At 59.8% G+C, this 276-nt stretch carries 1 protein-coding gene; it reads right to left on the bottom strand.

Features of this window, described 5'->3' with window-relative positions; genetic code table 11:
• Positions 1 to 276: thioredoxin domain-containing protein (locus AAEY68_RS21015; RefSeq protein WP_502935717.1), on the bottom strand; the 276-nt coding region annotated here is incomplete at both ends.

The following is a 276-nucleotide window of genomic DNA, read 5'->3' as shown; positions in this document are numbered from 1 at the left end:
GCGTTGAAGCCCTTCGGGAAGCGCTTCTTCAGTTCTTCCGGATCCTGCAGCGACGGGACGATCACGACGTCGTCGCCATCCTTCCAGTTGCCGGGCGTCGCGACCTTGTAATTGTCGGTCAGTTGCAGCGAATCGATCACGCGCAGCACTTCGTCGAAGTTGCGCCCCGTGCTGGCCGGATAGGTGATCGTGAGCCGGACCTTCTTGTTCGGGTCGATCACGAACAGCGAACGCACCGTCAGCGTTTCGTTCGCGTTCGGGTGAATCATGTCGTAC

The sequence above is a fragment of the Pseudoalteromonas sp. RB2-MNA-CIBAN-0110 genome (assembly GCF_040309305.1).
GTDB classification, from domain to species: Bacteria; Pseudomonadota; Gammaproteobacteria; order Enterobacterales; family Alteromonadaceae; genus Pseudoalteromonas; species Pseudoalteromonas arctica.
The sequence above is the reverse complement of the archived record's forward strand: the minus strand, read 5'-3'. Positions and strand labels throughout refer to the sequence as shown.